This is a genomic window from Nocardiopsis sp. NPDC006139, assembly GCF_040614155.1.
Taxonomy (GTDB): domain Bacteria; phylum Actinomycetota; class Actinomycetes; order Streptosporangiales; family Streptosporangiaceae; genus Nocardiopsis; species Nocardiopsis changdeensis.
Map to the genome: position 1 here is coordinate 125,068 of NZ_JBEXTT010000014.1, position 22,940 is coordinate 148,007.

At 76.6% G+C, this 22,940-nt stretch carries 2 protein-coding genes; both read left to right on the plus strand.

Annotated elements, in window-relative coordinates; genetic code table 11:
* Positions 1 to 582: 582 nt before the first annotated feature.
* Positions 583 to 21,255: an ADP-ribosyltransferase gene (locus ABZ249_RS19900; RefSeq protein WP_355264905.1), complete on the plus strand. Its 20,673-nt coding sequence runs from the start codon at positions 583 to 585 to the stop codon at positions 21,253 to 21,255.
* Between the two features lie 169 nt (positions 21,256 to 21,424).
* Entirely contained in the window at positions 21,425 to 22,654 is a 1,230-nt protein-coding gene (locus ABZ249_RS19905; protein WP_355264908.1) for a S8 family serine peptidase, read from the plus strand.
* Positions 22,655 to 22,940: the final 286 nt, after the last annotated feature.

The following is a 22,940-nucleotide window of genomic DNA, read 5'->3' on the forward strand; positions in this document are numbered from 1 at the left end:
GCTCCGCCCGGGCGGGACGGGGGTGGGGGGTGGGGAAGCGGCAGGTGGGGCGGGTCCGCGGGGGGACGGGCCGACACCGACCGATGTGGGTTTGCGTGTGTTTCACGCTCTCTCAGCGTGAGAGTACCGAGAGCGCACAGTACACAACAACCCCCCAGAACAAGAAATAGGCCCTACACAGGGGGGATTCGACGCAACCGAAAACCGAAGGCCCGGTGGATCGCACAGAAACGGGCAGCCGAATGGCTGCGTGGGCCGGTGTCGCGGCACCTCCGCGCTCCGGCGCGGCGGTGCGGACGGCCCGCGCCCGTTCCTCTGGCCTACCCCCGGATCCAGGGTGGAACACCTGCCCCACGGGGAGACCGGCACGGAATGAACCCCGGGGGATCACCCGGCGAAGTCTCGGCCTCCCGACCGGCACGAACGCGGCGCTCGAACGAAGTCCAACGTTTCCGTGACACACCAACATGAACAGAAAGGGAAGAACCACCACTTCCACATGCACGGTTCGTGGTGCTAACGTGACCCCACTCCGCGGGCGGGTCGAAGGGGAGGGGATCGGGCGTGCCGCTGGATCCCAACATGTCCGACTCCAGCCGCAAGGCCATCCAGGTCCTGACCGGCATCGAGGTGCCCACCGCCGACCCTCCGGCGATGCGCGCGGCGGCCGAGATCTACGACGGCCTCTGGTCGAGGCTCTCCCAGGACCTCAAAGATCTGATGAACACCGTGCGCGGCCGTGTTCGCCGGAACTTCGGCGGCCGGGCGTCGGATTACTACGACCGGTCCATCAACCAGTTCACCCAGGGCGAGAACGACTACCTGGGGTCGGCGGCGGAGATCTCCCGGACCCTGTCCGTGGAGCTGCGCAAGGGCGCGGCCAACGCGGAGTACATGTCCGCGATGGTGATGGTGCAGTTCGCCCAGCTCCTCGTGGAGATCGCCTGGGCGATCGCCATGGCCAAGTTCACCTTCGGCGCGACGCTGAAGTACATCCCCATCTTCAAGATGATCCGCAGCCTGGCCATGCAGCGGGTCCTGGCCTGGTTCCTCCTCACCGTGCCCGGCCACCAGATCATCAGCCAGCTCTTCGCGAGCATGGACAGCGTCATCCAGCGCATCCAGATCGCCAACGGCACCCGCGACACCTGGGACCACGACCTCACCAAAGGGGCCCACGTCGGCGCGGTGATGGAGGGACTGGTCTCGGCCGGGCTGTCCGGGCTGGTCGGCGCCGTGTTCGACAGGCAGATCGTCAACCTGATCAACAACCGGATCGACGTGCTGGGGGGCCTGCCCGACCCCGTGCCCGTGCCGCCGGTGGGCAGGGGCGTGCCCGAACCCCTGCCCACGCCCCCGCCCCTGCGCGACATCGACGACGTGGCGCCGCCGCCCGCGGGTTCCGGACGGCCCGACCCCGTGCCGTCGGCGCAGCCGGACCCCCTGCCGCCGCGGCCGGACGTCCCCCCGACCGGTCCGGACGCCGACGTCCCGCCCCCTCCCCCGGGCGGGGGGCGCCCCGACCCCGACCCGGTCCCCCGGCCCGACCCGTCGCCGACGCCGCGCCCCGATCCGGCGCCGGTCGGCGGCCCGGTCCCCGTTCCCGGGGCCGGGACCTCCGGGCGCGGGCTCAACCGCGACCTCGCCGACGTGTTCTCCCGGCACCGGGACGAGATGGCGGTGCCGTTCGGCTCCAACGCCCCGCCCGGGGCGACCGCCTGGAACAACGCCGCCAACCGGGCCCGGTTCCGCGAGGACATGGCGGGGGTGTTCGAGCGCAACTTCGGCGCCTCGCTGGGGGCCGACCAGGCGCGCCGCCTGGGCTCCGACTACGCGGACACGCTGGTGCGCACCTGGAACACCCCGGACGCTGGGGCGCAGCTGTCGCGCACCCTGGGCGACCACCTGCCGCCGCCGGTGCGCGAGCACCTGTCACGGCTGCCCCAGGACATGCTCGACCCGGTGTACCAGCACTTCCGGAGCAAGGGGATGTGGTTCACCCAGCTCGGGGTCGGCGCGGGCTCGGGGGCCGCCGAGGGCTACCTGGGCGAGGGCCTGGGCAACGCCGCCATGGGCGAGGGCTTCAAGGCGTCGGTGTACTCCGCCACGTCCGGCGCGAGCATGAACACCGTCCAGCAGGTGTCGACCGACTCGGCGCTGGCCGGCATCGACGCCCTGAGCGGCTCCCCGGCCCCGGACACGCAGACGGTGCCGCCGCCCGGGGAGGACACCCGCCCCGGCCCGGAGCCGGTCGCCGACCCGACGCGGAACCGGGTGCCGACGCAGACCGCCGACGGCGCGGGCTCCGACCAACCGCCGGGGCCCGGATCCGGTTCGGGGCGCGGCGGGACGGACATCGTCGTGGACCTCGGCCGCGGCGACCGGAACGACGACCCGGACTCCGACGGCGGCACGCCCGTCCGGAGTGAGGACGGCGCGCGCACGGACGACGAGGACGGCCGCGTCCGGCCGCCCCGGCCCCAGGACGGGCCGGTCGCGCCGCCCGAGACCGGCGGTCCCGCGCGTGCGCTGGAGCAGCCGCCGTCCCCGGAGCGCTCCGGGGACGACGCCCCGGAGGCGTCGCAGGACACCCGGGGCCACCAGGAGCGCCCGCCCGCGCCGGGCCGGGGCGGGGAGGCCGATGGGGCTCCCGCACCGTCCCCGGACGGCCCGCCCGCCCCGGTCGGGATCGACGGCCGGGAGGAGTTCGGGGATGCCCCGGAGTACCCTTCGGACCCTCTCGGGCACGACGTCCGCACGCCCGGTTCCGGCGAGGGCGAGGGCCGGGAGTCCGCGCCGCCTCCCGGAACGGACGGCGCCGTGCGCACCGACCGGCCGGGCCAGGAGCAGGCCGGGGGGCCGGCCGCCGCCCCGCCGCCCGTGGTGGCGGGGGGCGACCGCGGCGCGCCCCAGCCCGGCCAGCAGCAGGGCGGTACGGGCGGCCAGGGCGGCGACACCCGCACACAGCGCACCGGGGACGGGACGCGCGCGAACGGGGAGGGGCACGGCCCGGCCCCGGTCGACCCGAACACCCCCGTGCCGACGGAATCCGGCCCGTCGGCCCCCCACGGGCAGGACTCCAGCACGCCCGGTTGGGGCGAGGGCGAGGGCCGGGAGTCCGCGCCGCCGCCCCCCGGGACGGAGGGCGGCGGGCGCTTCGAGGTGCCGCCGACCTCCACCGGGGAGCCGTCGACCGGCGAGGCTCCCCCGCCGCCCGTCGAGGGCACCGAGTCCCGCGAGGCCGCCGCGGAGGAGGCGCCCGCGCCGCCGCGGACCGAGGACGGGGACCCTCGGGACCCGCGGCCGCACGAGGACGGGCGGCCGGAGGAGGCGCCCGCGCCGCCGAAGGCCGAGGACGAGGACCCACGGGACCCGCGGCCGCGCGAGGATGCGCTGTCGGACGACGCGCGCGACACCACCGCGGACGGTGGGGCCCCGGAGCGCGGACCGGACGGCCCGGCCGTGCCGGACACCCCTCCCCCGGCGTACTCGTTCGAGGACCAGCTCAACCCGGGCGGCCGTCCCGGCGAAGCGGCGGCGCCCCCGGTCCCGGAGGCCCCGGTCGCGGAGCGCGACGCCCCGGAGTCCGACGACGACGCCGTGAGCGAGGCCGACGGCGTTTTCAGCGACGACGCGGAGTCGGTGGCCACCGACGCGACCAGCCCGTCCGACGACACCGAACGGGACGAGGCGCCGCCCGCCTACGAGGACGAGCGGTCGTCCCCGCCCGCGTACCCGTACAGCGACCTCGTCGGCGCCCCCGGGACCAAGGACGCCAAGGCGCCGGTGGCCCCGTCGTCGTTCGCCGGGGACCTCGAGTGGCTGCTGGGGCCGGTCCCCCTCCTGGCCCCGCCGCCGACCACGGTCCAGGTCTTCACCGCCGAGATCCCGCTGGTCCGGCTCGACAAGAGCGGCCGACCGATCCCGCCCGGGGCGGAGCCCGAGGGCGGCTCCGGCGGTGTGGAGCGCACGCCCGAGGACCGCTCCGTCCCCTCCGAGGAGACCCCCGAGGAGCCGACGCCGACCGTCGCCGGCGGGGAGCCCCCCGCCGCGCCGCCGCGGGACGAGGCCGGTGTGCCCGTGACCGGGTCCGGCGATCCCGTCGGCACGGACGGCCGCACCCTCCCCGGTTCCGGGGACGACGCCCCGCCGCACACCGTCGACCGCGACGCCGAACGCGACCGCGCCTTCGACGACCTCTACGACGACGACACGTCCGCGCCCCCGCCGCCCGGGGGCGACCGCACCACGCGGGACGACCGCGCCCGCGACGGGTCCGACGACGAGGTTCCCGCACCGCTCCCGCACACCGCCGAGGGCGACCGCACCGCGGACACCTCCGAGGACGCCCCGCCGTCCCCGCCGCCGGGGGACGGCGACCGGACGCCCGAGCGCACCGCGTCCCCCGTCGACCTGGACTACCTCGTCGCCACCCGCTTCATCGACCTCGACGGCGTGCACGTCGAGGCCGATCTCGTGCGCACGGCGATCTCCGACTCCGTGGACGCCCAGGGCTTCCTCGTCCCCCCGGACGTGCGCAAGGAGGCCCTGGACCACTTCGAGAAGGAGATGCGGAGCCGCTCCGGCGCCACCGCGTTCTTCGGCCGCGACGGGGTCTCCCACACCGTGCGGCGCGGCTCCGACCGGTGGCACTTCCAGGTGCGGCTGCGCGGCGACGGCGGGGACGGGACCGACGGGTACCACCGCGCGACCGTCGCGGACGACGGCGAGGTGCGGACGGCGACCATGCGCACCGACGGGGCCTCCCACGAGGGCAAGGCCGGCGGGTCCTCCTCGCAGGGGACCAAGAAGGGCCTCAGCGCCAAGTTCAACGTGAACCCGCTCTTCCTGTCCGCCACCCCCGACGGGTGGGCCTTCGGCCCCGTCCTGTCCGCGGGCGGCAGCGCCGGCCTGGGGCTGCGGACGATGACGTTCGGCGGCTCCGAGAAGGGCTCCACCGCCCTGGAGGTGAAGGGCAAGGGCGCCCCGGAGGTCTACACGTCCGACCTGCGCGTCCTCGTGGACGTCGCCGCTCCCCCGGGCGGCGTCCGCACGCCCGGCCCGCCCCCCGGCACCGACGGGGGCGCCCCACGGCCGGACCGCGGCCCGGCCGTGGTGCCCCGCGGCGTCGCCCTCGTCGTCCCCGGCGAGGTCAGGCCCCGGCCCGAGGGGGCCCCGACCGTCATGCGCTTCCGGCCGCGGCCGGACGGGGAGGCCACGGGCGGCCCCGGCGCGCCGCCCCGCAGGCCGCGCCTGGAGCACGGCGGACTGCCGGTCAGCGTGTCCTCCGTCGTCCCCACCGGGCCTCGCCCCAAGGGCGGCAGGGCCTACACCGACCTGGGCACCTGGCTGGCCGACAGGCTGCTGCCGCCGCGCACCGACTCCGAGGGCAAGCCCGCCACGGGGAAGCGGGCCGACGCCGAGCGCGCCTGGCGCAAGGAGTTCGCCGGGAAGCTCGACAACGACTCGATCCGGCAGTACTTCCCCGCGATGGACCAGGGCCCGGTCCGGCTCACGGCGGTGCTGCCCGACGGGACCGAGCGGGTCGTGCACATCTCGTCCCCGGCCGCGGACTACCGGGCCAAGGGGCACACCCCGCGCGTGGACGAGTTCGTCCGCCACGACGGCACCGAGCAGACGCGCTCCGACACGCAGGGGCGCGCGTCCAAGGCGGGCTTCACCGTGGGGGGCGGCTTCGGCGTCGAGATGCGCCTGCCCGGGGGCCGGGTGCGCCTGGACGCCCCGGTCGGAGAGTACGGCTACACCAGGACGTGGTCCTCGGAGACGCAGAACTCCTCCAAGACCGGCCTGCGCGACACCTTCGCCATGGCGACCTCGGACACCGACGACTTCGCCGCCTACGCGGTCGACCGCGACCTGGTGGTGCAGGTGGACGGCGAGACCGAGCGGCACACGTTCACCGGCGAGACCGTCGAACTCCTCTCCGTGCGCGACGCCCGGACCCTGGACGCCGCCGCGCGGGGCCTGCCCGACCCGCACGCAGCGCCCCGGCCGGACACCCGGCCGCCCTTCGACCACCTGCGCGGGGACCGGATCACCCGGTTCGACGGGACCCGCCTGGGCGGCTTCTCCTGGCCGCGGACGCCGGGCACCGAGGACGGGGGCGCGACGGAGGGGGGCGCCACCCCGGACGGGCGCCCCGACCAGGTCACCGAGCACCTCATCCGGCAGATCCTGACGGGGCTGGCCGAGAAGCTCCCCGGCATCGTGGTCCCGGAGCTGTCCCGGACGCACGCCGACTACGCGCGCAGGCCGGGCCGGGAGAGGGCCCCGTACTTCTCCCGCTCCCCGCGCGAGCACTGGGGCCTGCGCCGCAACCGCAGGGTGGCGCGGCAGAACACCGAGAAGGTCGAGCGGATGCTGCGGGAGGAGTTCCTCAACAACAACGGCGAGGCGCTGGCCTCCCGCGACGGCCTGGCCATCCACCTCGACGAGAAGGCGGTCATCGACCTCGGGAGGACCTTCACCGGCAGGGAGTTCCACCGCCCCGGGCTGGTCACCGTCCGGGTGAAGGCCGAGTTCGGCGCGCTCACCCACCAGGAATCCAAGGACGGCAGGACCGGCATCCACGTCGGCGGCGCCGCCAAGCAGGAGTCGGGCCGGGGCAAGGGCGCCTCGCACTCCGGGACCCTGACGGCGGGCCCGGGCCTGGCCCGCGGCAACCCCGAGGACGCCCGCGGCATGGCCAAGACCATGGGCAGCGGGAGCGTGGCCGCGACCATCGCGCGGGCCTGGAGCAAGGACCGCTCCCACGGCTCGGAGCACAAGTCCGACCAGCTCCTGCTCTTCCCCGAGGGCTCCGACGACTGGAGCGGCGACGTCCGCTTCACCGCGCGCCTGCACGAGTACGACGCCTCGGAGCAGGTCACGGGCAGGGACGAGAGCGTGCCGCTGCTGAGCGCGCCGATCGACGCGCGGTACTCCCTGACCACGCCCAAGATGCTCTCCGAGCCGGTGACCGCCCCGCCGCGGGCGACGGACGGCGAGGTCGAGACCCTGACCGCGGACGAGGCGCGCGCCCTGGTCCAGGGCGCCCTGGCACCGCCCCCGCCGCCCGCCCCCGCCGCGCCGACCGAGTCCGGCGGGGTTGGCCGGACGGAGGGCGGCGACCGCACCGACGGGGACCGGGGCGACGGCACCGACGAAGGACGTGGGGGCCGCGACGCCGACCGGACCGGGGACCACCGCGACGGGGACCGCGGGGACGACACCCGCGACCCCGGCCGGGAGGGCCGTGAGCAGGCCGCGCGGGAGGACGCCCGCCGGGCGCGGGCCCTGGTCGACGACGGCGTGCTGGAACGCGTCAACAACGACCTGGGGGGCACCCGCGGCGACCTCGGCGGGCGGGCCCGCGGCCTGCTGTCCGCCCCCGTGTCGCCCCTCCAGTTCGCGGCCGGCCGCAAACTCCTGCACTTCCTGGACACCCGCGGGGGCCGGTCGTTCTTCGAGCGCCTGTTCTCCCCGACCGGCATGGCCGGGGACCCCGCCACCTTCTCCCCCGGCGGCCAGCGCGACGCCATGGACATGACCGGCGGCCTGTTCTCGCCCAACGACGGGCGCGCCGACCTCGTCACCAGGGCCGACCCCGACCAGGTGACCCGGATGCAGCTCACCCGGATGCAGCCGGTCCTGCACGCCGAGACCTCGGTGAACGCCGGGGCCTCGCACAACGTCACCACCAGCGGCAGCGCCCGGATCGGCGCCAACGCGGGCGGCTCGACCAACCCGGACAAGGCCCACGCCGACGGCCCCGACGACCTCACCCCGGCGGCCGCCCGCGGCCCCATCCCCCTCACCGGGCTCTCCGACACCTGGAACTTCTTCCGGTCGGGCCGGACCACCGGGGAGGCCGGCACCTTCACCTCGTCGCTGACCATCGTTCCGAAGGCCGCACTGGGCTACGCCTTCCAGGTCGGCGGCACGGTCACCCAGGCGGTCCAACTCATGAAGGGCTGGGGCCTGGCCGTCCCGGGCCTGTGGTCGACGCACTACCGGGGCTGGAAGGCGTCGCTCTCCGACCTGGCGTCCGGCTACATCTCCGCGCGCGACGCGCGCCGGGCCGGGGTCATCGTGGACCGCCTGCGGGAGAACGCGGACGGGACGCTGGAGGAGGGCGCCCAGCCCGAGCCCGACGACGCCGGGAACGTCAGGATCCGCGAGGGGTTCGAGCACACCGGGCAGCGGATCCGCCCGGGCGACCCCACCGCGGCGCTGGAGTCCCTGGCCCGCGAGCTCGACAGGCGGGGGTACGAGCTCACCGGCCGCAGCAGGAAGCGGCTGTTCGACAGGCTGACCACGCAGCTGGGCAAGTCCTCGGGCACGAACGTCCCGGTCGCCGTCAAGGTGCGGCCCAAGGGCGCCCCGTTCGGCCACGCGTCGTCCTCGGGCGTGGTGCGGGTCAACCTGCGCACGACCGCGCCCGAGGTGGAGTACCTGGGCTCGGCCGACGAGATGGTGGAGTCGCACACCTGGAAGTCCGAGGAGGTCCGGAGCCGTTCACGCGGCGGCGGCAACTCCGTGGGCGCCGACCACACGCACCTGATCCCCGCACCCTTCGAGGGCCAGGACCGGGGGCCGGACGACCAGCCCGACCACCGGCCCCTGTTCCTGACCCCCGCCGGGGGCGCGGGCCACACGACCTCGCAGGACCGGACCCACTCCGACACGGTGGAGCGGACCCGCACGGTGCAGCTGGAGACCTCCGGCCCCTACGCCAAGGTCGCCCAGCAGGGCACGCTCGAGCTGAGCATCGAGTTCGACAGGCCGACCGACGTCGGCAGGGGCAGGGTGCACGTCCCCTTCACCGACAGGGAGGTCGTCGGCTTCGACGTCGACGGCGACGCGGGCCGGATCCGGACCCTGTACCCCGCCTCCTACCTGGACTTCTCCGGGACGGACGCCCCGCGGACGGAGACCGGCTCCGGCGGCGGCCCCCGGATCGGGGGCGGGCCGGCCGACGACCGCCCCGACCTGGCGGACGCGATGCGGGACCGGCTGGCCCGGCAGTACACCGCGGGCGGGGCCGCCGGCCTCGGCGACGGCATCGTCATGCCGACGGCCGTCGGCGGCCACGGGGCCGACGTCCGCGACACGGCGATCGTCACCATCGCCCGCTCCCTGGGCTGGACGCCCGGCCCCGGGGACGCGGCCGGCGCGGCGGACCGGGTCTACTCGGCGCAGGAGATCGACTCCGCCCGCGACTTCCTCGCCGACGAGCTGGACCTGGACCCCCGGTACACGCCCATCGACAGCGTCCTGGAGTCCATCGCCCTGAAGTCCCTGTTCTCCGAGGCGCTCGGGGCGGACGAGGGCGTGCCCCTGATGAGGATCGGCTCCCTGGACTGGCGGCTGGGCGTGGCCCCCGACCTGCGCGGGGCCCGGGTCCTGGACGTGCTCCCCGACTCGCGGCTGAACTGGAGCGACACCGAGGAGCACGCCTCCGAGGACGGGCTCTCCCACAGCGCTGGGGCGACCGCCGAGGGCGGGTTCCGGCCGACCGGCATCAACACCGGGCACCCGGACTTCAAGGACCACGCCGCCGTGATGACCGGGGCGCCCAACGTGTCGGCCACGAGCCCGGTCGGCGCCTCCTCCGACGGGGGCGGTCCCAGGACGGACACGCCCCCGACCGCCCAGAACGAGAAGCGGGGCCCGGTCTACCTCATCGAGTTCGACACCACCTGGCTGCTGGGGGCGCGCTCCGAGAGCGGCCTGCCGTTCCTGAAGGACTCCCACCACCAGCACATCGGCCGGGTCAGCGGCAAGGTGAGCGCCTGGGTGTCCCAGGAGGACGCGATCCGGCTCGGCGTCGTCACCGAGGCGCACGCGGGCGACCTGGCCGCCCGGGCGGAGGAGACCCGCCGGGCCGCCCAGGCCATGGGCCGCGAGGAGCTGTCCTACGACGAGGCCCGGGGCGGGCTCACCGACCCGGTCACCGCCTACCGGGAGGCGCACGCCGCCTACCATGCCGAGCGCACCGCCGACGGGACGGAGGCGTCCCCCGCGGCGGCCGACCGGCTGGCCCGGGCCCGGAGCGCCTACCTCGCCCAGGAGGCGGAGGTGGAGAGGGCGAAGGAGTCCTACGAGGAGAGCGCCCGGTCCTGGGCCGAGTCGGTGGCCGCCTCCCGCCGGGCGTACGACGCGCCGGAGGCGCTCTTCGAGTCCCGGGTCGCGCAGGACCGCACGACGGCGGACGCGCTGAACGAGCGCGGCGACCGGGCCCGGGAGCGGGTCGGGCAGGCCGAGGACGGCGCCGGGCAGGCGGAGCGCACCCTCGACACGCGTGTACCGCGCGGGGACCGCCTGCTCGACGCCGACGGCATCGACGCCCGCCTGCGGAACGTGCTGGACCTGCGCACGGCCGTCGAGGGGCTCTCCTCCGACACCGGCGCCCCCCGGGACGCGGCGGCGGAGACCGCCCCGCGCGACGCCCTGCTGGACCAAGTGGACACCCTCCTCTCCCAGGCCCGCGACCTGCGCGCGCACCTGGCGGACGCCGCCGACCGGACCCGGGCGGAGATCGGGGGCGTCCTGGACCTGGTCGACTCCTCCCGGACCGGGGCCGAGCGGGCGCTCGGCGACCTCGCCGAGCTGCGGGCCGAGCGGGACCGGGCGGCGGCCGAGCACGACCGCCTGGTGGAGGACGCGCGCCTCCGGACCCCCGCCCCGGCCCCCGAGGGGGCGCCCGCACCGGAGGCCCCCGCGCCCGCCGCGCGGCTGGAGGACTCCGGGCGGACCCTGGAGGCGCTCGACCGCGAGCTGCGCGACCGGACCGCGGCCGCCGACGCGCTGAAACCCCGCCTGGACGGCCTGCTGGCCCGCACCGACACCCTGGCCCGCACCGAACTGTTCCGCCTCCAGGAGCAGCAGCGCTTCCACGCGGAACTGGAGGGAATCCTCACCGGCCTGGGCGAGAGGCTGGTCGACACGGCCGCGGCCGGGGTCGAACGGGACACCGCCCCGCCGGGCACCCGGCTGGGCCGGCCGGAGCACGGGACCGCGGTGGACGAGGCGGCCGGCCTGCTGGACGGGCACGCGAACGCCCACACCCCGCTGCCGCCGCGCGGGGACGGCTTCACGACGCCCGAGCAGGTGGCGGACCTGGAGCGGCGGATCGAGGGGTTCGCCCGGGATCTAGAGGAGTTCTCCGCGCTCCCCGAGCGCGGCACGGCCGACGTCGAGGCCATGGAGCGGCGGCGGCAGGAGCTGATCGCCGAAACGGACCGGCTCACCGCTCCGGTGACCGGGCGCGAGGCCGAGGTCGGCACCCGCCTGGACTCCGGCCGCGCCGCGGCGGAGGGCGCGGCCGAACGGCTGGGCCCCGTCCGCGCGGCGGTGGACGACGCGGACGCCCGGCTCGGGGACATGGACACCCGGATCGAGGGGATCGCCGGGCGGTCCGACGCGCTCTTCCCCGGCGCCCCGGAGCGGGCCGCCCTGACCGCTGCCCGGGACGCCGTCGCACGCCTGCGGAACCTCAGGGACGGCCTGGCCGACCGCCTGGACGGCCCCGAGTCCCGCCACCGGACCCTCACCGAGACCGAGATCCCCGTCCTCGAAAGGGAGGAGACCGCCCTGCGCGGCCTGCGGGGCGACCTGGAGGGGCTGCGCGCACGGCTGGACGGCGCCGAGGTCCCGGGCCCGGTGACGCGCGGGGACGACGGCTCCGACGACGACGGCGCTCCCCCGCCCGGGGACGGCCGCCGTGAGGAGGGCGGATCGACGCGGCGGCCGGACCCCGAGGGGGACCGCTCGGACGGGCACCGCGGCCCGCCGCCGCCCGACGACCGCGACGGCGGCCGGGAGGACGGGCGGGAGGACGGGCGGGACACCGGCACGGGCCGGGCCCCGGAGACCTCGTCCCGGGACACAGAGGCAGACGGCACGTCCGACACCCGGTCCACACCCTCGGACGACAACGCCTCGACGGTGCCGGACGCCGACGGTGCGTCCGGCCCGCGCTCCGACGACTCCTCCCCTGAGGGGACCGGCGTCCCCGACCGCACCGCCGACGACCGCGGGCTGCCGCCCGCCTACGACGGCCCGGCCCTGGACGCCCAGGAGTCCCAGGACACCCAGGACACGGACGGCGTGCGCGAGGAGCCCCTGCCCGCCTACGACGACGAGGAGTCCCCTCCCCCCTACCCCTACACCGAGCTGCTGGAGGCCCTGAACGCCAAGGGCCCCAAGGGCCTGCCCGACCCGCTCGGCCCGAAGTCGCCGTACGGCGACCACTCCCCCCTGCCCGTGCCCGGCTCCACCGATGTCCGGGTGTTCGCCCTCCTGGACCACGCCCTGGACACCCTGGGGCCGGACGGGCGCTCCCGCACCGGTGAGACGGGCGAGGGCTCGGGGACGACGCACCGCGTCCCCGCGGAGACCGGCGAGGGCTCCGGGTCGCGCCGCGCCCCCGGGGAGGACCACTCGCCCGACGACGACCCCGGCGACCCCGGCGACCCGGACGGCGACGGCTCCGGGACCGGGACCACCGATGACGGGGACGGCGGGGACCCCGCGCCGTACACGCTGGACGGCTCGCTCGCCGTGGACCGCGACGGCGAGGCCCACGACCTCGACTACCTCATCGGATCGCGCATGGTCGGGCCCGGCCGACTGCGCACCGACGGCGTCCCCGACGCGGTCGAGCGGTCCCTGCGCGGCATGCGCCCGCGCATGCCCCGGGCCCGGCGTGAGGAGGTGCTGGCCGAGGTCGACCGCATCGCGCGCGAGGAGGGCATGGACCCGTTCTTCACCGGGACCGGCCCGGAGATCACCGTCGGCCCCGCCGGGGACCGGTGGACGGTACACGTCAGGCTGTCCTCCGACCGGCCCGGCGGCGGCGTCCCGCCCGCCTACCGGCACGTGCCCATCCGCGACGGCGAGGGCACCGACGCCGCGATCATCGGCGGCCAGGAGCGCACCCGCACGGTCTCCTCCGGCGACACCCTCACGCGCGGCGCCCGCCGGGGCGTCAGCGTCAAGTTCACCGCCAACCCGCTGTACTTCGGCCCGACGTTCCTGGGCGACCCGATCGGCCCCAGCCTCACCGTGGGCGCCAGTGGCGGCACCCGGCTGCGCGGCGGAGCGAGCGGCGGCTCCTCGAAGTCCACCGCCGTGCAGGCGATGGACAACAGCGGACCGGCCGAGGTCTACGCCACCGACCTGCGCGTGGACCTGGACGCCACCCCGCCCGCCGGGCCGACGGCCCGGCCGCCCCGCCCCGCGGTGGTGCGCGACGGCCTGGCCCTGATCCTGTCCGGCAAGGCCGAGAAGCGCCCCGAGGGCGCCCCCGAGCACATCAGCATCCCCCGGCCGCCCTCCGGGGAGGGCGCTGATGACGCCTCCTCCGGCTCCGAGGGGCCCGCGCCCCGCCGCAACCCCCGCACCCTGCACGGCGGCCTGCCCGTCAAGGTCGAGCGGATCGTCCCCCACGGCGGAGAGGACGGGGCCGCCCCCGCCCACACCGACCTCGGCACCTGGCTCGCGGACCGCCTCGCGCCGGACGGCGCCGAGGGCGCCACCGGCAAGGGCACCCGGGGGTCCCGGGGCAGGGCCGCGCGCGACCTGCACAAAGCGATCCGGACCGTCCTCGACAACGACTCCCTCCAGGAGTACCTGCCCCACCTGGACCGGGGGCCGATCACCTTCAAGCTCTTCGGGCAGGACGGCTCGTCCCGGATGGTGCGCCTGGCGTCCTCCGCCACCGAGTACCGCGCCTTCGGGCACGCCCCGCACCTGGGCGAGCTCACCCGCCACGACGGCTCCGAGCACACCGTCACCTCCTCCGGCAGCCGCAGCAGGAGCTTCGGGTTCAGCTTCGGCGGCGGCGTGAACATCGAGCTGTCGCTGCCCGGCGGCGGCATGACCCGCATCGACGTGCCCACCCTGGAGTACGTCTACTCGCGCACCCTGGACTCCGAGGGGCACTCCTCCTCCCGGACCGGCTCCCGCCGCACCATCGCCCGCGACATCGCCGACACCGAGGACTTCCTCGCCTACCGCGTCGAACGCGACATCTTCGTGCGGATCGAGGGGGAGCAGAGCCCGCACGCCTTCACCGGCGAGACGGTCGAGATCCTCTCCCGCCGCGACGCGGAGGCCCTCCACGACGCCGCCGGGGGCGGGCCGCGCGGGCGCGACCACGGCGAGTCCCCCCGGCCGCCCATGGCCCACCTGCGCGGGGACACCGTCACCGACCTCAGCGGCACGACCCTGCTCGGCTTCGACCCGCCAGAGCGGGCCCCCGGCACGGAGGGCGGGGACGGCGCCCCGGCGGCCCGGGACGAGGCGGACGGCACGGAGTCCGACGGCACGGACGGCACCGCGGACGACGGCTCCACGGTGTACGAGCGCCTCCAGCGGCAGGTGCTGGAGTCCGTCGCCCGCGAGCACCCCGGCATGGTCATCCCGGACATGGCCCGCAACCGCCGCGACTACGCGCGGCGCCCCGGCAACGAGCGGGCCCCGCGCGGCGAGCGCACCTGGCGCGAGAGGTACGGTACGCGCCGCAACTACGACGTGGCGCGCGAGAACACCCTGCGCGTCCTGGACGCCCTCACCCCCGACGCGCTGCACGGCCGCACCGGCGAGCTGACGTCGGACCCGGGCCTGATGATCCACCTCGCCGAGAACGCCGTCGTCGACCCGGCGCTGACGGTCAAGGGCAAGGAGGTGGTGCGCCCGGACAGCGTCACCGTGCACGTCCACGCGGAGTTCGGGGCGCTGTCCTTCGACGGGCGCACGCCCACCGAGACCGGCGTGCGGCTGGGCGGCGACGCCAGGAGCGGCGACTCGCGCGGCAAGGGCTCCTCGCACACGGTCAACCTGACGGCGGGAGCGGGCCTGCTGCGCTCCCGGGAGGCCGACGCCCGCGGCATGGGCCGCCGGATGGGCGGGGTGAGCGGCACCCTGAGCGGCTCCCGCGCCCACTCCTCGGAGACCTCGCGCGCCGTCACCCACGCGGCCGACGAGACCGTCTTCTTCCCCGGCGGCTCCGACGTCTGGCGGGGACCCGTCGCGTTCACGGCGCGCATGAGCGACTACGAGGGCTCCGACCAGGCCCGCGGCACCGACCAGGGCACGGACCTGTTCGCCGGGCCGATCCGCGCGGAGTACACGGTGATCACGCCCCGGGTCCTCACCGAGACGGCGTCCCCGCCTCCCCGGGAGGGCGGCGAGGACCACCGGGACCTCACCGAGGCCCAGGCGCGCGCCCTGATCGAGGGCCCCTTCTCGGCGCGGACAGCCGCGACGGACGGCGACGCTTCCCGACGCGGCACGGACGGGGCCGCGACGGACCGCGACGGGGACCGGTCGGCCGGCGACGGGGCCGAGGGGTCCGGGCGGACCCCGCGGGAGACCGCCGAGCAGGCGCGCGAGCGCCGCCGCGCCGAGGACCTCGTCCGGGTCGGCGGCTCCGTCGAGAGGGTCGGCATCGGCTCCGCGAGCCGCACCTTCGAGCTGTTCTCCGGCTTCCGGCGCGGCCTGTTCCAGGGCTTCGAGCGCAAACTGCGCACCTACCTCAACACCACCGGCGGGCGCACCCACTTCCAGGAGCTGCTCTCCCCCACCGGCATGGCCGACGACCCCTCCACCACGGCCCCGACCGGGCGGCGCTCGCGCCCGGAGATGAGCGGCGGCGTCCTGTCGCCCCGCGACCTGCGCGTCACCACGGCGACCCGGGTGGAGCCCGACCGGGTCGCGGAGTTCCAGCAGGTCGAGATGCAGACGATCGCCCACGGCGAGACCAGCGTGGAGATCGGCGCCTCCGACACCGTCACCAAGAGCGGCACCTTCCGCGTGGGCGCCACGGGCGGCGGGACGGGCAACCGGATCGTCGACGAGGCCGGCCAGAAGGACCCGGACACGGCCGTTCCGCCCAGGGACGCCACCCGGCCGATCCCCGTGGGCGGGCTCAACAACGCCTGGAACTTCTTCCGGTCCGTGGACGGCACCTCCGCCAAGGCGTCCTTCACCGCCTCCACGACCATCGTCCCCAAGGCCGCCCTGGGCTACGCGTACCGGCTGGCGGGCCGGGCGACCCAGGCCGTGGCGCTGCTGCACGAACGGGGCCCGGGGCTCGCCAAGGAGTACTTCCGCGGGTGGACGGCCCGCTTCCAGGACCTGATGTCGGGCTACATCCCGGCCCGGGACGCCCAGGAGGCGGGCATCGTCCTGGACCGGGTCACCGAGAACGGGGACGGCACCCTCTCCCTGTCCCCCCAGGACGACCCGGCCGACATCACCGACGTCCGGGTCCGGCCCGGTTTCGAGGACTCCGGCCGGCGCATCCGCCCCGCTGACCCCACCGCGGCGCTGGAGAGCCTGGTCGGGGACCTGCGCCGCCAGAAGTACGAGCTCACCGACGGAAGCCGCGAGCGGCTGCTGGAGGCGCTCACCACCCGGCTGGGCACCACGTCCGGCACGAGCGAGCCGGTGTCGGTGCGCGTGCGCAGGATCTCCGGCGACGGCCCCAACCACGGCGGGTCCGCCCAGGACGCCCGGGTGCACCTGGACCTGCGCACCCGGGAGCGCAAGGTCGAGTACCTGGCCTCCAGCGACGCGATCATCGAGTCCCACACCTGGACGGCCGCCACCGGGAGCAGCCACTCCCGCGGAACCGGCGACACGGTCGGCGGCGAACTCGTCCCGCTCCAGCCCACCCGCTTCGACGGGGACGCGAACCCGCCCGGGCAGGAGCCGGGCAGCCGGCCGCTGTTCACCTCGCCGGCCGTCTCGGGCGGCGCCTCCGCCTCCGACACGCGCACCCGCGGGAGCTCCGACGAGGTCACCCACACCGTGCAGCTGGAGATCTCCGGCCCCTACGCCAAGGTCGAGCAGGACAGCGAGCTGGTGCTGCGCCTGAGCGGACCCGACGACCTGGAGGCCACGGGCCGGGGGGAGTCCGGGCGCATCCACACCTACTACCCCGCCTCCTACCTGGACTTCTCGCCCCGGTCCACGGAGTCCTCGGGCGGCTCCGGCCGGCGGAGCGGCCTGCGCGACACGGTGTCCCGGGCCCGCGGCCGGGACCTGGGACAGGCCCTGGCCGACCGCTCCGGGGCCGAGTTCACCGGCGGACGCGCGACCCGCCTGCCCGACGACCTCGTCATGATGCCGACCGCCGTGCAGGACGGCGGGCGCGACGTCCGCGACACCGCCGCCGTCGTGGTCGCGCGGTCCCTGGGCTGGAAGCCCGGGGACGGCGACCGGGACGCCGGCGGGAACCTCACCCCCGCCGGGCTGCGCCACGCCCGTGAGCACGTCGCCGACGCCCTGCACCTGGACCGCCGCCACTCCCCCCTCGACAGCGGGCTGGAGTCCGTCGCCCTCAAGGCGCTGTTCTCCCGCACCGCCGGCCACGGGGACGGCGTCGCCCTCATGGACCTGGGCTCGACCCGGTGGAGCCTGACCGCCCTGCCCGACCTGTCCGGGGCCCGGATCCTGGACGTGGTGGCCGGGGCCCGGCTGAGCACCACGAGCAGCGGCAAGAGCGGGACGTCCGACTCCTCCGAGCACGGCTCGGGGACGGCGCTGGACCCCTCGTTCCGCCCCGCCGGCCTGACCACCGACAAGGACGTCTACGACAAGCACACCGGCGTCCTGGCGGGGGCGCTCAACACCCAGCTGGGAGCCACGTCGACGACCGCCGCCGACGGGCGCGGGATCGCCACGGCGGGCCCGCCGACCGCCGAGGTCCAGCGCCTGGGCCCCGCCTACCTCGTCGAGCTCGACACCACCTGGATCGTCGGCGCCTCCTCGGGCAAGGACTCCTACACGGGGCTGACCCGGGACACCGTGAGCGTGTGGGTCTCCCAGGACGACGCCGTGCGGCTGGGCATCGTCACCCCCGAGCGGGCCGCCGAACTCGCCGCGGGGGCCGAGCGCGTCCACGGCGCCGCCGAGACCATGGGCGACGACGAGGGCTCCTACGGCCGCGAGCGCGGCCGCCTGGAGGAGCCCGTCCGCGACTACCTGCGCGCCCACGGGGACCACCGGCGGACGGAGGAGGAGCGGGCCGTCCGGCCGCCGCGCGAGCCCCGGGACGGGTCCTCGCAGACCTCGGAGTGGGCGGCGGAACGCCTCCAGGAGGCCCGGGACGCCTACCGCGCCCAGGAGGACAGGTACCGGCAGAGCCTGCGCCGGTACGAGGCGAGCACCCGCGCCTGGGTGGACGCCCTCAACGCCGCGCGCCGGGACATGGGCCCGTCCGCGTCGGCCGCGCCCGCGCCGGGTGCCGTCCCGGCGGCTCCGGGGCTGTCCGGGACCACCCTGCGCGAGACCCTGGACACCGAGCTCGACCCCCGGGCCGGGGCCCCGCAGGACCCCGCGGCCGACCTGCGCGGGAAGACCGAGGCGATCGGCGACACCGTCACCGACCTGCGGCAGCGCGAGCAGCGGGCCCGTGCGGACGTGGAACGCGCCGCGTCCCTGGTCAGGAGCGCGGACGACCTGCTGGCGGCCCTCCCGGTCCCGACGGGTACCGCCGACCCCGCCCCGGCCGCCGTGGCGGACCTGCGCAACGGGATCGACGCCTTCGAGCGCGACCGCGCCGCGCTGACGGGGGAGGAGTCCTCCGCCGACATCGACGCGCTCGACGCCCGGCGGGACGCCCTGCTGGCGGAGGCGCGCGCCCTCCTCGACCGGGCCGGGGAGCACCGCGACCGGGCACGGGAGCAGACCCGCGCCACCCGGGCGGCACAGGACAGGATCGCGCGCCGGTTGAGCCGCGGCCGGGCCCTGGCGGAGTCCGTCGGCGACCGCGTGGGCCGGATGCGCACCGAGACCCTGAACACGCAGGCGCGGCACCGGCCCCTGACCCGGGAGGACGCGGCGGGCGACGACGTCCGCCGCCTGGGCGGCGACCTGGACGCCCTGTACGACCAGGAGAGGGAGCTGGCCGCGCGCAACCGCGCGGTCCGCACGGAGATCGACCGGGTCCTCGGCGACACGGACGCGGCGGCCCGCCGGAACCTGCCCCGGTTCGAGGAGCGCGCGCGGGTTCAGCAGGACCTGGCCGCCGACCTCGCCCGCCTGGGCGGGCCGCTGGTGGCCGACGTGATCGGCGACGTGCGCACCGAGGGCGACCAGGGCCGGCGGGCCTTCGATCAGGCCGCGGCCGCCCTGGACCGGGCGGACGGGGTGCTGGACGCCCGCGGCGCCGACGCCGCGCGGGTGCCCCCGCCCGCCCCCGACCTCACCACCCGCGCGCAGGTCGACGACCTGACCCGGCGGATCACGGCCTTCGAGGCCGAGCTGTCCGCCTTCGCCGGCCGGCCCGAACGCGGCGGGGCCGAGGTCCAGCGGATGCGGGACCGGCTCGACGCCCTCATCGAGGAGACCGGGCGGCTCGACCGGCCCGTGGCGGAGCGGGGCCGGACGGTCTCGGCCGAGCGCCGGGCCACCGAGGCTGCGGTCACCCGGGTGAACGAGGGGACCCGCGACGTCCGGTCCCTGGTGGACCGGTCCGGGGGGCACCTGGCGGACCTGCGCGCGCGGACCGACCGGATCGCCGGGGAGCACGCCCCCTTCCTCGACGCGCGCCCGGACCTGCGCACCGCCCTGGACGGGGTACGGACGACCCTGGACACCCTGCTGACCGACCGGACCGGCCTGGAGACGCGCCTGGGAGACCTGGACACCCGGGTCCGCGACCTCACGGACACCGAACTCCCCCGCCTGCGCGGACTGGAGACCGGCCTCCGCGGACTGCACAACGACCTGGACGCCCTGAACACCCGCCTCCAGGACCTGGACGTTCCCGAGGCGACACCGGACACGGGCGACGACTCCGATGATTCGGACGACTCGGACGCCTCCGGCGACGAGGGCGCTCCTCCGGCGCCCGGCACCGGTCACGGCGGCGGGCCCGCCCCGGCGGGCCGGGACGGCCGCCACGGGCCGCCGCCCCCGGGAGGGAGCGCCCCGGAGGGGCCGCGCCGCCGCGGGGAGGGCGGTCCCGCCGACGCCTCGGACTCCGGCCGCGGCCTGCCGCCCGCCTACGACGGATCGCCCCGGGACGCCGACGGCGTGCGCGAGGAGCCCCTGCCCGCCTACGGCGACGAGGAGTCCCCGCCCCACTACCCCTACTCCGAGCTGCTCGACCGCCTGCGCGACGGGAAGGAGAAGACCTCCGCCACGGAGACCGGCGGCGCGGAGGACGCCCTGTTCCGGCTCTTCGACGCCGAGCTCAACCCGGGCGCCGCCAAGGCGGCCGCCCTCCCCGCACCGGGAGCGGGCGACCTGTCCTGGCTGTTCGACGCCACGGCCGCGGTGCCGCCCCTGCTGCGCCCCGACATCCCGGTGTTCGTCGTCGGGGCCCCCGAATACACGGCGCCGACCGAGGGGCCGGGGGTCCTGGGCTCCGACGGCATCCGCCGGTTCCCCGGCGAGGCGGGCCTCCTCGACTACGGCGACCTCCTCCACGACCCCGACTTCAACCCCAACACCCACGACGCGCTCCCGCCCCGCACCCGCCGCTACGTCCACGCCTACACCGCCGACGGCTGGATCGGCGAGTTCTCCCGCCTCCAGCCCCTGGACGAGGACACCGTCCAGGCCGAACTCGACCGCCGCCGCGAACAGAGCCGCTCCCACCCCGGCTGGCAGCTCTACGAGGCCAACAACGGCCGGTGGCCCGCCCTGCACACCCTGCCCCACCTCCTCAACAGCGGCAGGCTCACCCCCGAACAGGAGGCGGCCGTCCGGAGCGTCCTCGACTCCCGCCACCCCGAGGCCGCCCTGGAGAACCTCTACCGCGACGCCGGACCCGCCGGCCGGATCGCCGAAACACTCCCCGACAAGAGGGGGCGGGGCATGTACCCCGACGCGCAGGACGTCCTCGACATCATCGAGCGCCTGGACGACGCCACCGACGCACCCCTGCCCGAAGGCGTCGAAGCGGTGCGCGGCGTGTACGGCTTCGACCACCTGGCCCCCGGGGGCACCGCCGACCCCTCCACCCTCATCGGCCGCACCTTCACCGACCCCGGGTTCATGTCCGCGTCCCTGGGCCCCCGCCCCAGCGCCGCCGGAGGCTCCCCCACCGACCTCATCCGCCTCACCCTCCCGCCCGGCACCCGGGGCCTGTGGGTCGGCGACCGCAGCCTCCACCCCCACGAACGCGAGATCATCCTCGCCCGCGGCACCGCCTACCGCATCACCTCCTACGAACCCTGGGGCCGCGGCTACGTCCTGTACGCCGAAGTGGTCCCGGACGGCGGAGAGGAGGAGTGAACACCGGCCCCGGCGAGACCGACGCCACTCCCCGGAGCGATGCGCAGCCGTTAGGGTGTGTTGCGCGCCCGGCGCGGCCCCCGACACGGCGGAGCCCCGGCGCCGACCGCGCCCTTCCTCCCCTTCCGCGGCGCCCCGCCTCCCCACCCCCCTTCGACAGGAGAGCCCGTTGAGATCCACCCCGGCTCCCGGCGCAGCGGTCGGCCGCGCGGCGGCCGCGCTGCTCCTCGCCCTGAGCCCCCTGGCCGCCCCGGCCGCAGCGGCGGCGGACACGGCGGGCGACGAGCCCCCGCCGCCCCTCCCCCAGGTCTTCGAGTTCAAGGGCGAACGGCAGCCCTGCTCCGTCATGGGCACCGAGGTGGTCGAACAGGAACCCTGGACCCGCGCCTTCCTCGGCCTGGACCGGGCGCACCGGCTGAGCACGGGCTCCGGCACGGAGATCGCCGTCCTGGCCCCGGAACTCGACGCCGCGGGCCCGGCGCTGGAGGGCGCCGTGGAGGGCGGGGGCTCCCAGGACTGCCTGGGCCACGGGACGTTCCTGGCGGGGGTCGCGGGCGGCCGGGCAGTGGAGGACAGCGGGACCCTGGGGGTGGCGCCCGGCGTCTCCCTCAGATTCATCCCGGCGGGGGATCCCAACACCGGGGTGACCCCGCCCGGCCAGATCGCCTCCGGCATCACCGAGGCGACCGCCGCGGGCTCCGACGTCATCCTCGTGGGCACGGCGGCCTGGGAGAACAGCACCGCCCTGGACGACGCCGTGGCGGCCGCGACGGAGGCGGGCTCCCTGGTGGTGGCCCCGGCGACGGTGAACACGGTGCGCGGCCCGATGGCCGGGCACCCGTCCCAGCACCCCGACGCGCTGAGCGTGGCGGCCCACGACCCCGAGGGGCTGCCCGTGGTGGCCGCACCGGTGCTGCGGGCCGACGGCGAACTGGTGCGGGTCGACCTCCTGGCTCCGGGCGACCTGACCGTGGGACCGGGGCCCGGCGGCGGGCACGTGATCGGCTCGGGACCGGGGGTCGCGGCGGCCTTCGCGGCGGGGACGGCGTCCCTGCTCGCCGCCCGCGAACCGGAGCTCACCCCGGGCGAGCTGCGGCAGCGGCTCATCTCGACCGCCTACTCCTCCCCGTCGGGCTCGGGCGACCCGGTGGGCGGGGGCGGCCGGGTCGACCCCGTCGCGGCGCTGACCACCGGGCCCGCGGGCGAATCGGTCCTGTCCGCGGGCGGACGGTTCGTCCCCGACCCCTCGCCCCTGGGCTCACTGGACGCCCTCCCGACCTGGGCGGTGGTGGGCGGCGCCGGGCTCCTGATCGTGATGTGCGTGCTGGCCGCCGCCGTCGTACGCAACGGCCGCGCCCGCGACTGGCGCCCCGCCACCCCGGGCGAACCGGTCCCCTGACCCCGACCCGTGGCCGCCCCCGTGCCCTTTCAACGCTGTAACGGGTGACGGCGGACCTGCCGGGGCCGAGCCACAACCGGGGGCACACCATCTCCTCCGACCCCAGGGGGCGGGGCGGCCGCCCCCACGGCCCCGGCCACACGGGGGTGAAGGCCGCGGATACCTACGGGCTCCGGTCCCCGGGGGTCGTCCGCCCGACCGGGAACCCCGGCCACAGCCGGAAGGCGAACCGCCTCCTGCACCGCAGGGGGCGGTTCGTGCTCCGGCCGTGGCCAACGGCCCCGCC